A 14,559-nucleotide genomic window follows, 5' to 3' on the forward strand; every position below is an offset into this window, starting at 1 on the left:
GCCCCGCTCCGGCGGACAAATCCAGCGTCAAGTGAGGCCGTCATCATGCACAGCCAGCTCAGCCTGGACGCCTACGGCGTCACCTATGCCCAATTCGACGGGCATCGCCTGCAGTTCGAAAGCGAAGCCGCCCTGCAACTGGAAGACGGCAGCATGCTGACCCTGCGCATGCCGACCCGCCACAGCGAAGTACTGGCGATCCACGAAGCGGTCCGGAGTTGGCGCCAGGCCGCCTGATGCTGGCGGCCTGCTGCTGGCCGGCAACGCCCTGGCGGATCGTCCCGGCAGCGACTGGATCAGCATCGAAGATGCCCTGAGCAAGGCCCGCGCGGCCGGCTACACCGAGCTGCACAAGATCGAGGCCGACGACGAGGGCTACTGGGAAGGCGAAGGCCTGAAGCAGGATGGCCGGTTCTACGAGATCCGCATCGACGGCAAGAGCGGCCAGGTCACCCGCGACCAGCTGGAGAACTGATCCAGCCAATGAAAACGGCCCTTGCGGGCCGTTTTTTATCGGGCCTGCTCAGCCTCAGAAGCTCTCGCCCCTGGCGACCTTCTCCAGCAACAGCGCCGGCGGCAGGAAGCGCTCGCCATACTGCTCGGCCAGGTACTGGGCGCGGGCGACGAAGTCCTTCACCCCGTACTGGTTGATGAACTGCAGCGCGCCGCCGGTCCAGGCGGCGAAGCCGATGCCAAAGATCGAGCCGATATTGGCGTCGGCCACCGACTTGAGCACGCCCTCTTCCACGCAGCGCACCGTCTCGATGGCCTGGATAAACAGGATGCGGTCGCGCACGTCCTCCTGGGAGATCTGCGCATCGGCCTTCTCGAAGCGTGCCTTAAGCTGCGGCCACAGGTGCTTCTTGCCGCCTTCGGGGTAGTCGTAGAAGCCACCACCGGCGGCCTTGCCCGGGCGCTTATACTCCTTGAGCATCAGGTCGATCACGGCGAACGCCGGGTGCTCGGGAATGCTCTTGCCCTCGGCGGCCAGATCCGCCACGGTCTGCTTGCGGATATGGTCCATCAGGCTCATCGACACTTCGTCGCTGATCGCCAGCGGGCCCACCGGCATGCCGGCCTTGCGTGCCTCGGCCTCGATCATCGCCGCGCTCACACCCTCGCCGAGCATGGCGATGCCCTCGTTGGTGAAGGTGCCGAACACCCGCGAGGTGAAGAAGCCACGGCTGTCCTCGACCACGATCGGGGTCTTCTTGATCTGCAGCACGTAGTCGAAGCCGCGGGCCAGGGTCTCGTCGCTGGTCTTGGCGCCCTTGATGATCTCCACCAGCGGCATCTTGTCGACCGGGCTGAAGAAGTGCAGGCCGATGAACTTGTCCTGCTTCTGCACCGCGCCGGCCAGGCCGGTGATCGGCAGGGTCGAGGTGTTGGAGGCGATCACCGCATCGGCCAGCGCGGCGGCCTCGGCGGCGGCAGTCACCTTGGCCTTGAGCTCACGATCCTCGAACACCGCCTCGATGATCAGGTCGCAGCCGGCGAAGTCGGCGTCACTGACGGTCGGCTTGATGCGGGCGAGGAAGGCGTCGCGCTTCTCCGCCGTCATGTGGCCACGGCTGACCTTCTTGTCGAGCAGCTTGGCCGAGTAGGCCTTGCCCTTCTCGGCCGCCTCGATAGACAGGTCTTTGAGCACCACCTCGATGCCGGCGGCCGCCGACACATAGGCGATGCCGGCGCCCATCATGCCGGCGCCGAGCACGCCGACCTTCTTGGTCACGTACTGCGCGATGCCCTGCGGGCGCGAGCTGCCGGCGTTGATCTCGTTGAGCTGGAACCAGAAGGTGCCGATCATGTTCTTCGCCACCTGGCCGGTGGTCAGCTCGGTGAAGTAGCGCGCCTCGATGATCTGCGCGGTGTCGAAGTCGACCTGGGCGCCCTCGACGGCGGCGCACATGATCTTCTCCGGCGCCGGGAAGCAGCCCTTAGTCTTGTCGCGCAGCACGCTCGGCGCGATGGCCAGCATCTGCGCGACGTTCGGCGAGCTCGGCGTGCCGCCGGGAATCTTGTAGCCCTGCACGTCCCACGGCTGCTTGGCGGCCGGGTTAGCGGCGATCCAGGCGCGCGCCTTGGCTAGCATCTCCTCCGGGGTGGCGGCGATGTCGTGGATCAGGCCGGCCTTGAGCGCGGCGTCCGGGCGCACCTTCTTGCCTTCGGCCAGGTACGGCAGGGCCTTCTCCAGGCCCAGCAGGCGCACCATGCGCACCACGCCGCCACCGCCCGGCAGCAGGCCGAGGGTCACTTCCGGCAGGCCCAGCTGCACGCTGGCGTTGTCGAGGGCGATGCGGTGGTGGCAGGCCAGGCAGATTTCCCAGCCGCCGCCCAGGGCGGCGCCGTTGATCGCGGCCACCACCGGCTTGCCCAGGGTCTCCAGGCGGCGAAGCTGGCCCTTGATGCCCAGGACCATGTCGTAGAACGGCTTGGCGTCGGCCTTGGTGACCTTGATCAGCTCGTTGAGGTCGCCGCCGGCGAAGAAGGTCTTCTTCGCCGAGGTGATGATCACGCCGGCGATGGCATCCTTCTCGGCCTCCAGGCGCGCGACGGTCTGGCCCATGGCCTCGCGGTACACCGCGTTCATGGTGTTGGCGCTCTGGCCGGGCATGTCGATGGTCAGGACGACGATATTGTCCTGGCCCTTTTCGTAACGGATGGCGTCAGTCATTTTTCATTCCTCAGCTTCGAGGAGCGATTCAGCCGCGTCGCGAGCGAAGGTCTGGCTAGGCGGAATTTGGCGAAGAAGCGCAGTTTGCTGTAGCAAATGAGCATTCTGAGCCAGATTCCAACAACGCCAGGCCGAGCGCAGCAGCGGCTGGACGCTCATCAGATTCGTTCGATGATGGTCGCAATACCCATGCCGCCGCCCACGCAGAGGGTGGCCAGACCGTAGCGCAGCTGGCGCTTCTCCAGCTCGTCGAGCAGGGTGCCGAGGATGGCGCAGCCGGTGGCGCCCAGCGGGTGGCCCATGGCGATGGAGCCGCCGTTGACGTTGACCTTGCTCTCCGGCACGCCCATGTCCTTCATGAACTTCATGACGACGGAAGCGAAGGCCTCGTTGACCTCGAACAGGTCGATGTCGTCGATGGCCAGCCCGGCCTTGGCCAGGGCCTTGCGGGTGGCCGGCGCCGGGCCGGTGAGCATGATGGTCGGGTCGGTGCTGGTCACCGCGGTGGCAACGATGCGCGCACGGGGCTTGAGGCCCAGCTCCTTGCCCTTGGCCGCGGAGCCGATCAGCATCAGCGCCGCGCCATCGACGATGCCGGAGCTGTTGCCCGGGGTGTGCACGTGCTCGATGCGCTCGACATGGCTGTAGACGCGCAACGCGGTGGCGTCGAAGCCCATCTGGCCCATCATCTCGAAGCTCGGCTTGAGCTTGCCCAGGCCTTCGAGGGTGGAATCGCCGCGGATGAATTCGTCGTGGTCGAGCAGCACGATGCCGTTCTGATCCTTCACCGGAATCAGCGACTTGTTGAACGAGCCGTCTTTGCTGGCGCGCGCGGCCTTGTGCTGCGAGCGCAGGGCGAAGGCGTCGACATCGGCGCGACTGAAGCCTTCGAGGGTGGCGATCAGGTCGGCGCCGATGCCCTGCGGCACGAAATTGGTGTGGATATTGGTTTCCGGGTCCATCACCCAGGCACCGCCGTCCGAGCCCATGGGAATCCGCGACATGGACTCCACGCCGCCGACCACCACCAGGTCCTCGAAGCCCGAGCGCACCTTCATCGCGCCCAGGTTCACCGCCTCCAGGCCCGAGGCGCAGAAGCGGTTGAGCTGCACGCCGGCGACGCTGACGTCCCAGTCGGCGACCATCGCCGCGGTCTTGGCGATATCGGCACCCTGGTCGCCCACCGGGGTCACGCAGCCAAGGACGATGTCGTCGACCTGGCTGGTGTCCAGCTCGTTGCGCGCTTGCAGGGCGCCCAGCAGGCCGGCGATCAGGTTGACGGGCTTGACGCTGTACAGCGCGCCGTCCTTCTTGCCCTTGCCGCGGGGCGTGCGCACCGCGTCGAAAATATATGCTTCGGTCATGGCGTCCTCGAGGGTCGTGCGGCGCTCGGCAGCGCCTGTTCTTATTGAGCCTCCCTACCATAGCGCCAGGCGCCAAGCGCTCAATGACCGAAGCGCTCAGGCCCATTGACCGCTGAGCTCAGACGAACGGTCGTTTAGTCCGCGCACGCCGGCGAAGCCCAAGCGAGGCGTCTGCCTCCGGGCTCGCTGGTGGATGGCCAGAGGCCATGCATAGCTCGAAATTCCTAGCAGCTCGCTGCTAGCAACCAAGTCATCTAAAGGATCTGTGACGCCAGCCCTAGAGTTACTCCTGCACCCGTCGCGAAACGGGCGCAGGGAACCGCCGCCGGGTCATGCCGGGGCGGTGAGTCAGACCACGCTAAGGCGTGACGCTGCAGCCCGCAGTGCGCTATCGCGGGCATCCGACGCCACACCAATAACAACAAAAGGCATGCGGCCATGTTCAAACAGCCGAAATACCGCCAAGCCGGCGTAATTCTTTTCGCCACGGCGGTCGTCCTGATCCTTCCCAACCTGACCCGTCTGGTCAGCTGAACTCGTCAACCACCCCGCACGCGCGCTGTCGCCGTGGCGCGCTCAGCGCAGTGCGGGCATCCACCACGCCAACAGCAGCGGAATCAGCGCGAACGCCAGCAGGGTCGAGCACAGCACCAGGCTGGCCACCTGCTCGGGCGAGCGTCCGGCGCGCACGGCGAACAGGTAGTTGAACACCGCCACCGGCATCGACGACTGCAGCACCAGCACCGCATGTACCAGTGGCGGCAGCGCCAGCAGCCAGCCGATGGCCCAGGCCAGCGCGGCGCCGCAGAGGATGCGCAGCAGTCCCAGCAGCAGGCCGCTGCCGATGTGCTGCACGCGGATGCTGGCCAGCGACACGCCGAGGGTGATCAACATCAGCGGGATGGTCATGCCGCCGAGCAGGTCGACGGTATTGGCCAGCCAGCGCGGTAATTGCAGATCGAGCAGCAACACCGGCAGCACCAGCGCCAGGCTGATCATGATCGGGTTGACCAGCAGGCCCTTGAGCGAGCGCTCGGCGCCGGACAGCAGCATGCCCAGGCTGAAATGCCCCACCGAGAGCACCAGGAAGAACGCCACCGCCAGCGCCAGGCCCGGCTCGCCGAAGGCGAACAGCGCCATCGGCAGGCCCATGTTGCCGGAGTTGGGGAACAGGTAGGCCGGCACCAGCACCTTCCAGTCGATGGCGAACAGGCGGCTCAGCAGCAGGCCGATCAGGCCCATGCCCAGGGTCACCAGCACGCAGGCCTGGGCCATCTCGGCGAAGGCGGCGCTGTCCAGCTCGGCGCGGCTGAGGGTCGACAGCACCAGACAGGGCGTGCCGATATTGAGCACCATGCGCGCGACGAAATCGGTCGGGTAGGCATGCCCCTTGCGCACCCAGCCATAACCGATGCCAGCGGCGATCAGCACCGGGGCCAGAACAGCGAACAACTCGGCCAGCATGGGGCTCTCCCGCCAATCAAAAGGACGCATGCTAGACCGCCGAGGCGGCGCGGGCAATTGTGCTAGGGTGGCATCGACACGACGCCTCAACCCATGACGGAGCCCCAGGTTTGAACGCACTCGCGCCCCTGCTCGCCCTCTTTCTGCTCGGCACCGCCCAGGCTGCCGAACTGCATATCCAGCTCGGCAGCGGCGAGCGCACCTGGCAAACCGCCGAACTGCTCGCCCACCCGCAGGCGCAGAGCGTGGAGATCGCCGAGGACGTCAGCTACAAACGCGCCATGCGCTACCGCGCCGTGCCGCTGAGCGCACTGCTCGATGGCATCGCGCCGGGCGACCACCTGCAGGCCGTGGCCCTGGACGGTTTCGCCGCCGAGCTGCCGGCCGCCAGCCTGCTCGCCAGCCAGGGCGCCAAGGCCTGGCTGGCAGTGGAAGACCCGGCCCAGCCCTGGCCTCCGCTGGGCCAAGGCAAACCCAGCGCCGGCCCCTTCTACCTGGTCTGGACCGACCCGGCCGCCAGCCAGATCGGCCCGGAGCAATGGCCGTTCCAGGTATCGCGCATCCGCCAACTGGCGCCGGTGGCGCAACGCTTCCCCGCCCTGCTACCGGCCGCCGAGGCCAGCGCCGAGGTGCAGGCCGGCTTCGCCCAGTTCCAGAAACACTGCCTGGCCTGCCACCGCCTCAACGGCGCCGGCGACTCCGCCTTCGGCCCTGACCTGAATATCCCGCACAACCCCACCGAATACCTCGGCGAGGCGTTCCTGCGCCTGTACATCCGCGACCCGCAGAGCCTGCGCAAATGGCCGCAGGGAAGGATGCCGGGGTTCAGCGCAGCGGTGCTGAGCGAGCGGGAGCTGAGCGAGTTGCTTGGCTATCTGCAGCACATGGCCAAGCACAGGCGCTGAACCCTCGCCAGCGGGCCGAATCAGGCCGCGCCCCTCGAACTCCCGCCAACCCGGCCGCTGCAGGAGCGACTTCAACCGCAAGCATCGCGGGCAACTCCGCGCCTACCCTGCGACTCCGCGTGGGCGCAGCCCTGGCCACCAGGCTGCGCCGCTTATCGCTAGGCACCGCTGGCGCTGGGCTCGGGCTGCGCGACGGGCTGCGCCGCGCCCTTGCCCGAGAGCAAAAAGTGCGACAGCGCCGGGATCAGAATCAACGCGCCCAGCATGTTCCACAGGAACATGAAGGCCAGCAGGATGCCCATGTCGGCCTGGAACTTGATCGGCGACCAGGCCCAGGTAATCACCCCGGCAGCCAGGGTGATGCCGACCAGCCCCACCACCCGGCCGGTGAAGGCCACGGCGTTCTGGTAGGCATCGGCCAGCGACATGCCCTGGCGCTGGTAGTGCAGCTGCACGCTGAGCAGGTACAGCGCGTAGTCCACGCCGATGCCCACGCCGAGGGCGATCACCGGCAGGGTCGCCACTTTCACGCCGATGCCCATGGCCACCATCAGCGCCTCGCAGAGGATCGAGGTGAGCATCAGCGGCAGCAGCGCCACCAGGGTCGCGCGCCAGCTGCGGAAGGTGAACAGGCAGAACAGCGCCACCGCCAGGTAGACGTACAGCAGCATGGTGCGATTGGCCTCGCGCACCACGATGTTGGTCGCCGCCTCGATGCCGGCGCTGCCCGCGGCGAGCAGGAACTGGCGCTCGGGCGTGCTGTTGTCGCGGGCGAACTGGTCGGCGATGGCCACCACCTCGTCCAGGGTCTCGGCCTTGTGGTCCTTGAGGAAGGCGATCACCGGCATCAGCGAGCAGTCGGTGTTGAACAGCTCCGGGGCGTTGACCGAGGCCTGCTGCGCCGCGTAGTTGAGCATGTCCTGGTTGCGCTGGATGCTGGCCAGCTTGGGGTTGCCCTCGAAGCTGCCGGCGGTGATCTGGCGCACCGCATTGACCAGCGACACCGTGGTCTGCACCGACGGGTGCTGCTGCAGCTCCCAGGCCAGGCGGTCGGCCAGGACCAGGGTCTGGTAGTTCAGGCAGCCTTCCGGCGCGGTCTTGATCATCACCGCGAACAGGTCGCTGGACAGCGCGTAGTGGCTGGTGATGTAGGCGTTGTCGCGGTTGTAGCGCGAGTCCTGGTGCAGCTCCGGGGCACCGCTGTCGAGATCGCCGATCTTCAGCTGCAGGCTGACCATAAAGCCGCCGATGCCCAGCAGGGCCGCCACCAGCACCGCGCCGGTGGCCCACTTGCGGGTGGTGAAACGGTCGAGCAGGTCCCACAGGCGACCGAAGCCGCGGTGCTGGGAGGCGCGGGTATCGATGCGTAGGGCCCGCGCGGCGGCCTTCTCGCCGACGCCGACGTAGGACAGCGCCACCGGCATCAGCAGCAGCGCGCTGAAGATCAACACGGCCACGCCGATGCTGGCGGTGATCGCCAGGTCCTGGATCACCGGGATGTCGATCAGCATCAGCACGGCGAAGCCCACCGCATCGGAGAGCAGCGCGGCGACCCCGGCGACGAACAGGCGGCGGAAGGTGTAGCGCGCCGCCACCAGCTTGTGGGTGCCGCGGGCGATGTCCTGCATGATGCCATTCATCTTCTGCGAGGCATGCGACACGCCGATGGCGAACACCAGGAAGGGCACCAGCACGGTGTAGGGGTCGATGGCATAGCCCAGCCAGGCGATGATGCCCAGCAGCCAGACCACCGCCACCAGCGAGGACAGGATCACCAGCAGGGTGCTGCGGATGCAGCGGGTGTAGAGCAGGATGATGAGCAGCGAGCTGACCACCGCCAGGGCGAAGAACAGCATCACCTGGATCAGGCCGTCGATCAGATCGCCCACCAGCTTGGCGAAGCCGATCACGCGGACCTTGTACTTGCCGCTGCCCTCCTCGCCGGCCTGGCGCGCGGCGCTGTCGCCGGCGAACTCGATCTGGTCGCGCAGTTGCTCCTCGAGCACCTTGGAGAACTGGTGGTAGTCGATGCCCTGGCCGGTGGCGGTGTCGCGGTCGAGCAGCGGCACCACGATCATGCTCGACTTGAAGTCGTTGGCCACCAGGCTGCCGACTATGCCGGCACGCACGATGTTCTGCCGCAGTTGCTCGATGTCCTCGGGCTTGCCGGCGTAGTTGTCGGGCATCACCGGACCGCCCTGGAAGCCTTCCTCGGTGACCTCGGTCCAGCGCACCGCCGGGCTCCACAGCGATTTCATCCAGGCGCGGTCGACGCCCGGGGTGAGGAACAGCTTGTCGCCGACCTGCTTGAGCGTCTCCAGGTATTCGGGGTCGAAGATGTCGCCTTCGCTGTTCTCCACCACCACCCGCACCGAGTTGCCCAGGCCGCGCAGCGAGGCGCGGTTCTCCAGGAAGTTCTGGATGTAGGGCTGGCTCTGCGGAATCATCTTCTCGAAGCTGGGCCGCAGCTCCAGGCGGGTCACCGCCATGTAGCCCAGCACCAGGGTGACCAGCGCCATGAGCAGGATGAACGGCACGCGATGGTTGAACACCATGCGCTCCAGCAGGTTGCCAGTGTTCGTGTCGAAATCGCGAACATCGCGGATCACCGGCATGGTGTCTTGCTTGATATTGCCCATGACAGGGTACTCGCTCGGATATGGGGGGTTATTCGCCGGACAGGCTGCGCACGCCGCGACTGCCCACCAGGACCAGATCGTCGGCGGCGGACAGCGTGGCGCCGGCCACCGGCGACTGGCTCTGCTGCGGAATCAGGCGCAGCGCGCTGCCCTCCTCGGCCTGCAGGCGGTGCCCGGCCTGGGTGAACAGCTGGTAGCGCCCGGCGCGGTCGCGGGCGGCGGCGGTGATGCTGACCTGCAGGCCGCTGTCGAGCTCGCGCCAGTTCTGGCCGCCGTCGCGGCTGCGGAACACGTGGCCACGCAGGCCGTAGACCAGCACCTCGCCGGGCTTGCCGATGACGCCGAAGTAGGTGCCCGCGTAGGGGCTGTCCACGGCGACGAAACGCTGGCCGGCGGCGTCCCAGCGGCGCAGCAGGCCCTGCTCGCCGACCAGGTACAGCGCATCGCCGGTGTAACCCAGGGCGGTCAGGTGCAGGCCCATGGGGTTGTCGCTACGATCCTGCAGCGGCAGCCAGGTCTGGCCGCCGTCGCGGGTGGCGAGAATCAGGTTGAACACGCCCACGGCGAAACCGTTGCGAGCGTCGGCGAACCAGAGGTCGAGAAAGGGCTTGTCGGCCCCCTGCTCGATCAGACGCTCGCCTTCGGCCGCCAGTGCAGCCCACTCTTCGTTCTCGGGCTCGGCGGCGGCCAGGGTGCTGTAGTGGTCGTGCACCAGGGCGCCGATCTGCCGGCCATCGAGCTGCTTGCGCCAGGTCAGGCCGCCGTCGGCGCTGTGCAGGATCACGCCGTCGTTGCCCGCCGCCCAGCCCAGGCTCGGGTTGGCGAAATGCACGGCATTGAGATCGACGCTGACCGGCACCTGGGCCTGCTGCCAGTGCTGGCCGTCGTCGTCGGAATAGAGAATGTGGCCACGCTGGCCGACCGTCACCAGTCGGTCGCCGGCGCGGGCGACGTCCAGTAGCGGGCTGCGCACGGCCAGCGCACTGGGCTTGGCCGGCAGGTCCAGCACGTCGACGTAGTCGCTGGCCCAGGCACTGCTCTGCAGCGCCAGCCAGGCGCCCAGCGCCAGCTGCAGGTAGCGTCGGATTGCACGCATAGCGCGTTCCTCGTGAGAAAGAAGGCCCCGCCTGGCTGCAGCGCAGCGGCTAGCAGGGCCGGAAAAACCAGCCCGCAGTCGTCGCCGACCGCGGGCGCTCAGCGCCGGCCGGGCCCTGCCCGGCCGGCGACCCTCAGCGGATACCGGCGCCGGCCAGCGCCTCGGGCGACCACTGGGCCTTGGACAGGGGCTCGATGTACTTGATGCCGCCGTACGGGCCGACCACGCCGTTGACGTTGTAGCTGCCGCCGATCAGGTCGTAGATGACATGGGGCGCGGTGTTCGGCGTAGCGACGTCGTAGCTCTGGGTCAGGAAGCTGAAGGAGCCGCGGTACAGCTGGCCACCGGCGTCGTACTGATCGGAGGCCAGGGCGTTCCAGCTGTCCTCGTCGAGGTAGAAGCGGCGCTTGGCATAGATGTGGCGGGCGCCGGCCTTCAGCGTGCCCTCGACCACCCACACGCGGTGCTTCTCCCAGCGCACGAACTCCGGCGCCAGGTGATTGGGCGTGGTCAGCTGCTTGGGGTCCTTGATATAGGTGAGCTTGTAGGTGTTGTAGGGCACGAACATTTCCTGCTTGCCGACCAGCTTCCAGTCGTAGCGATCCAGCGCGCCGTTGAACACATAGATGTCGTCGTAGGTGCCGGAGCCAGCGGTACCCGGGTTCGGCGTGTCGTAGGCCAGGTTCGGCGCCAGCTTGACCCGACGCACGCCGGGCAGGTACTGCCAGGCGCGGCGCGGTTGCTCCAGCGGATTGGCGGCGTCCTTGAGCATCAGCGATTCGCCGGCGCGGCGGGCCGGGCCGCTGTAGTACAGCTTGGTCTGGAAGTAGGTGTCCCTGGCGTCGATCACCTTGTTCGTGTCTTCGTAGATGGGGAAGGCGTTGAACGCGGTGCCGGTGGTGGCCAGGGTGGCGACGCCGGCGGCATCGACGTTCCAGGAGTCGTACTTGGTGGTGTAACCGGCGCCCTGGAAGCGCAGCAGGTGGTTCCACATGGCCTCGGCGCCGGACTGCGGAATCGGGAAGGGAATGCCCGGCAGCACGTTCTCGATGGCGTTGCCGCCTTCCAGCGACTTGGCCCCGGTGGCGTTCTTCAGCGTGTTGTCCAGCAGCGCCTGGGGCATGGTCGCGGTACGGTGGCTGGGGTAGACCTCGGCGCGGAAGCTCGGGTAGCGCTTGGCCAGTTCGTAGGTCACGGCGGTCAGCTGGTCCTTGTACTGATCGGCGTTCTTGCCGTCGATCACCAGCAGCGGCTGCTCGCCGGCGAAGGGATCGGGGCGCACGGTGTCGCCGTTCTTGAAGCCTGCCGGGGCGGTGCTCAGGCCGCCCTCGAAAGCCGGGATGGAGCCGTCGGCATTGCCGGCCTTTTCGGCACCGACCAGGGTCAGGGTCTGGCCGAGCTTGGCGGCCTCGTCAGCGGATACCGCGGCCTGGGCCTGCGCAACGACCAGTGCCAGAGAGGCAGCCAGTAGGGTTTTCACGAATGTCATTGGGTGTACTCCTGCTCGTAAGCTGGGCAATTCATAGATCAGAAGGTGGTCTTGAAAGTCAGATAGAGCGCACCCCGGTCTTCGCCGGTGGCCCCACCGCCGGAGAAGGAGGCATAGCCGCCGGCGTAGCAGGTGTAACGCTCGGTACCGTCCAGGGCGTTGGGGGTCGCGCCATCGGTCGCGCCGTTCTCGCACTTGGCCGAATCGCCGAAGGAGTCGACGTACTTGAGGTCGACGTAGTACTGGTTGTAGATGGCCGCGCTCACGCCCACCGCGTAGTTGCCGGTGTCCTCGGCGCCGCCGGCGACCACCGGCGAGACGCCGTCGAGACCGACGTTGATCGACATCGGCGCGGACAGATCCACGCCCGGGAACACCTGGTACCAGGTCGGCGTGAAGTTGACCGCCAGGCCCCAGTTGTCGCGGGTCGGCTTGTCGATGCCGCGGTAGGTGTCCTTGCCCTTGTACAGCGCCTCGTTCTTGCTATCGAGGCTCAGCAGGTTGCTGTAGTACAGCTCGCCCAGCAGCGTCGCGGCGTCGAACAGCGGCGTCTCGGCGATGGCCAGCAGACCGTTGAGGGTCCAGTGCAGGGTGTCGCCGGTGGCGGCCATGCTGTCGCCCTCGCCCGGCAGGTCGGTGACCACGCCGGAACCGGCGCTGCGCGGCGGCAGCGCCCCCAGGCCGGCGGCCAGCCCGCCCGGGCCGGTGGCGCTGACGATGGCCGGGATGCTGGACAGCGGCATGTTCTTGCGGATGTTCAGGTCGCTGCCGACGCTGACCCCGGCGAACTCCTTGGACAGGCTCAGGCCGTAGATGTCGATGTCGTCGCCGTAGGACAGGTTGTAGCTGGTGCCGGCCAGGGAATCGACCAGGCGGCAGACGCCGGTGGCCGGTACGCTGACCACGCCGCCCGGCGCCACCACGCAGCTGCCCTGGGTCAGCGACAGCGAGCGCGCATCCAGCACCGCCTGCGGCAGGATGTCGGAGGTCCGGCGGTAGTAGAAACCCAGGGTGCCGTCCAGCCACTCCGGCGCCCACTTGGCCATCAGCCCCCAGTCGCCGCTGTCGTTCGGCGTGTTGTCGTCGCCGCGGCGCACGTTGGTCAGCGCGTCCTGACCGAGGAAGCCCGGTGGCGTCGCGGTGTGGCCGAGCAGGAAGGACTGCGCACCCTCGCCGAGCAGGTCGGAGGTGCCGTAGTAAGTGCCGGCCTCGGGCAGGCGGGCGGCGTCCCAGTCGAAGAAATACTGGGCGCCGAAGGTCCACTCGGAGTTCAGGGTGAAGCTGGTGGAGAGCTGGTTGCGCGGCATGAACAGCTCCTTGGCCTCGGTGCCCGGCGAGGCGGCGAGCTTGGCCAGGTCCAGGCCGGACTGGCCGTAGCTCAGCGAGTGCACCGGGTTGAGAATGGTCTCGCCCCAGAACACGTTGTGCTGGCCGGCCTTGACGCTCAGCAGCGACTCCTCGCCGACCTCGGTGCTGTAGAACACGAAGGCGTCGAGGATCTCGCCGGACGGGCCGCTGTAGTAGCGCTTGGCGTAGCGGCTCAGGTGCGGATTGCCGTTGCCCAGGCCGTCGGCGCTGGCAAAGGGGCCGACCAGCGGGTGCTGGGTGGTCATGCCGCTGGCCGCGTCGTTGCCGTTGACGAAGGGGTTGGAGTTGGAGCCGGTGTTGTCGTAGGCCTTGTCGTACCAGCTGGCGGCACTGACGCGAAAACCCATGCGGTTCTGGTAGACCACGTCGAGCTCGGTGAGCAGGTCGACGCGGTTGGTGATGTTGGTGCCGGCCTTGCGGAAGTTGTAGTCGCCGTCGTTGTTGTTCGGCGTGGCCAGCATGCGCTTATCGGCGCTCTCGGTGCGTACGCCGTAGTTGTACTTGACCGTGTTGTCGAAGCGTACGGCCCAGTCTTCGCTGCCCAGGTCGACTTCGACGGCATGGGCGGCCGGCATGGAAGCGGCGAGGATCGCCGTGGCCAGCAAGCTACGCCGCAAGGGCCGAGTAGTGTGGTTCTTATTGTTGTACATGCGTTGTCTCCGCTTGTTGTGTTTGTGGCTCTAACAACGGCTCACATCCGGTCTAGCAAGGCTGCGAGTTCTCATGCTGCGGCTCAGCTAGCGGCTGGCCGCAGCGTTGGGCGACGCGGCTCCGGGGAGCCGCGCGCCTCAACAATCCAGTTCGCGAATGAAGGCCTCGGCCCGCTCCCACTCGCCGTAACCCGAAGCCGGGTTGAGGTGGCCGACCGCGCCGAGATTGACCAGTTGGCTGCCCCAGGCCTCGGCCAGGTGGCAGGCGGCTTCCAGGCTGGCCAGGTAGTCGTTGCTGCTCGCGGCGACGATGCTGGGAAAGGGCAGGCGGCCGTCCGGCAGCGGATCCCAGCCATGCGCGCGCAGGCTGTCCGGCGTCGGATAGCCCTGCGGCCAGCTGGCCTGCAGGTCCGGCGGCGTGGCCAGCAGGGCGCCCTGGATCGGGCGGCTGTAGCGGGCCGCCCAGTGCGCCACCATCAGCACGCCGGCGCTGTGGGCGACCAGGATCACCGGACCCTCGATCTGCTCCAGCTCGCGCTGGATGGCCTCGACCCGGGCGGCACAGCTGAGCTTGTCAGCCTGCAGCGGGGCAACCGAACGCACCTTGCTCAGCTTGGCTTCCAGCAGGGTCTGCCAGTGTTGCGGCACGTGTTCGCGCAGACCGGGAACGATCAGCACCGTGGCATGGGTTTGCAGCTTGTCCACATCGACACCTTTGCAGTTGGCTCCGGCTTTACGGGTAGCCGGATGGTCGTTGCAGACAACAGTAAAGAGCCCCCACCTACCCCGCTTCACATTTGGCGTCAGCCATTTCTCATTTGATGACAGGGGCGAAATGCCCCTTCGAACGCCACCGCACAGCCCCCCGAAAAGCCCCTCCCCGGCGGCCGTTCCGGGCCGGCAACGGCGC

The 14,559-nt window shown here is 67.3% G+C and carries 11 protein-coding genes; 3 read left to right on the forward strand and 8 right to left on the reverse strand.

The window, feature by feature from the left end; genetic code table 11:
* Positions 1-45: 45 nt before the first annotated feature.
* Together ptrC and ACIGFL_RS10755 are read left to right on the forward strand one after the other, a co-directional pair.
* The gene (gene ptrC / locus ACIGFL_RS10750; RefSeq protein WP_122109898.1) at positions 46-237 is read left to right on the forward strand and encodes a type III secretion system co-regulatory protein PtrC; all 192 of its coding nucleotides are present in this window, start codon (positions 46-48) and stop codon (positions 235-237) included.
* A 10-nt stretch (positions 238-247) separates the two neighbouring features.
* Positions 248-475 (forward strand): PepSY domain-containing protein, encoded by a 228-nt coding sequence (locus ACIGFL_RS10755; RefSeq protein WP_397497508.1) that lies wholly within the window; start codon positions 248-250, stop codon positions 473-475.
* Positions 476-529: 54 nt separating this feature from the next.
* Here the strand turns inward: ACIGFL_RS10755 and ACIGFL_RS10760 are convergent, their stop codons facing one another.
* The 3 genes from ACIGFL_RS10760 to ACIGFL_RS10770 form a co-directional block, all read right to left on the reverse strand.
* Positions 530-2,674 carry a 3-hydroxyacyl-CoA dehydrogenase NAD-binding domain-containing protein gene (locus tag ACIGFL_RS10760; RefSeq protein WP_397497166.1) on the reverse strand — a complete coding sequence of 715 codons (2,145 nt, stop codon included), beginning with the start codon at positions 2,672-2,674 and terminating at the stop codon, positions 530-532.
* Between the two features lie 158 nt (positions 2,675-2,832).
* On the reverse strand, positions 2,833-4,038 hold the full coding sequence (locus tag ACIGFL_RS10765) for an acetyl-CoA C-acetyltransferase (protein ID WP_397497167.1): 1,206 nt from the start codon (positions 4,036-4,038) through the stop codon (positions 2,833-2,835).
* A 576-nt stretch (positions 4,039-4,614) separates the two neighbouring features.
* Entirely contained in the window at positions 4,615-5,502 is an 888-nt protein-coding gene (locus ACIGFL_RS10770; protein WP_397497168.1) for an AEC family transporter, read from the reverse strand.
* Positions 5,503-5,612: 110 nt separating this feature from the next.
* Between ACIGFL_RS10770 and ACIGFL_RS10775 the strand changes: the two genes are divergently transcribed.
* Positions 5,613-6,407 carry a c-type cytochrome gene (locus ACIGFL_RS10775; RefSeq protein ID WP_397497169.1) on the forward strand — a complete coding sequence of 265 codons (795 nt, stop codon included), beginning with the start codon at positions 5,613-5,615 and terminating at the stop codon, positions 6,405-6,407.
* Between the two features lie 158 nt (positions 6,408-6,565).
* Here the strand turns inward: ACIGFL_RS10775 and ACIGFL_RS10780 are convergent, their stop codons facing one another.
* From ACIGFL_RS10780 to ACIGFL_RS10800, 5 genes are all read right to left on the reverse strand, one after another.
* Positions 6,566-9,046: an RND family transporter gene (locus ACIGFL_RS10780; RefSeq protein ID WP_397497170.1), complete on the reverse strand. Its 2,481-nt coding sequence runs from the start codon at positions 9,044-9,046 to the stop codon at positions 6,566-6,568.
* Between the two features lie 28 nt (positions 9,047-9,074).
* Positions 9,075-10,142, reverse strand: a complete 1,068-nt coding sequence (locus tag ACIGFL_RS10785; protein WP_397497171.1) for a WD40/YVTN/BNR-like repeat-containing protein — start codon at positions 10,140-10,142, stop codon at positions 9,075-9,077.
* 133 nt (positions 10,143-10,275) lie between these two features.
* Positions 10,276-11,631, reverse strand: a complete 1,356-nt coding sequence (locus ACIGFL_RS10790) for a DUF1329 domain-containing protein (RefSeq protein WP_397497172.1) — start codon at positions 11,629-11,631, stop codon at positions 10,276-10,278.
* A 38-nt stretch (positions 11,632-11,669) separates the two neighbouring features.
* On the reverse strand, positions 11,670-13,649 hold the full coding sequence (locus ACIGFL_RS10795) for a DUF1302 domain-containing protein (protein ID WP_397497173.1): 1,980 nt from the start codon (positions 13,647-13,649) through the stop codon (positions 11,670-11,672).
* A 138-nt stretch (positions 13,650-13,787) separates the two neighbouring features.
* Positions 13,788-14,354: an RBBP9/YdeN family alpha/beta hydrolase gene (locus ACIGFL_RS10800; RefSeq protein ID WP_397497174.1), complete on the reverse strand. Its 567-nt coding sequence runs from the start codon at positions 14,352-14,354 to the stop codon at positions 13,788-13,790.
* Positions 14,355-14,559 lie beyond the last annotated feature (205 nt).

Source organism: Pseudomonas sp. NPDC077649, from assembly GCF_044542855.1.
In the GTDB taxonomy this organism is placed as follows: domain Bacteria; phylum Pseudomonadota; class Gammaproteobacteria; order Pseudomonadales; family Pseudomonadaceae; genus Aquipseudomonas.